Origin of the sequence: Tabrizicola sp. YIM 78059 (genome assembly GCF_004959785.1) — a bacterium.
Classification (GTDB): Bacteria; Pseudomonadota; Alphaproteobacteria; order Rhodobacterales; family Rhodobacteraceae; genus Tabrizicola; species Tabrizicola caldifontis.
In genome coordinates this window covers 1-333 of sequence record NZ_SJZH01000084.1, presented here as the reverse complement: position 1 = coordinate 333, position 333 = coordinate 1, and the positions used below count along the sequence as shown (strand labels likewise).

Here is a 333-nt window from a genome sequence, read left to right as displayed (position 1 = left end):
GCCGACACCGCGCTGATTACGCAAGCCATTGATGGCACGCCCTGCGAGCTGGTCTTCGCCTGGAGCCTCGGCGCTAACGCCAGCTTCACCTTCACCGCGCACGCCGTCTACCTGCCGCGCCCGCGGATCGAGATCCCGGGCCCGCAGGGCATTCAGGCCACCTTCGACTGGCAGGCGGCGAAAGCCACCAGCCCCGCCCGCATGTGCACCGCTGTCCTCGTCAACACCGTCGCCACCTATTGAGAAGGCCCGCCATGCTGACCCTCGACCTCTCCAACGCGCCGCTGTGGTGCGATCTCATCCCCGGTGTGCGCGTGAAGCTCCGCCCGCTGA

At 68.2% G+C, this 333-nt stretch carries 1 pseudogene; it reads left to right on the top strand.

Annotation, left to right across the window (positions count from 1 at the left end):
* Positions 1 to 243, top strand: a pseudogene (locus EZM81_RS18150) (hypothetical protein); the annotation flags it as partial.
* Between the last annotated feature and the right edge of the window lie 90 nt (positions 244 to 333).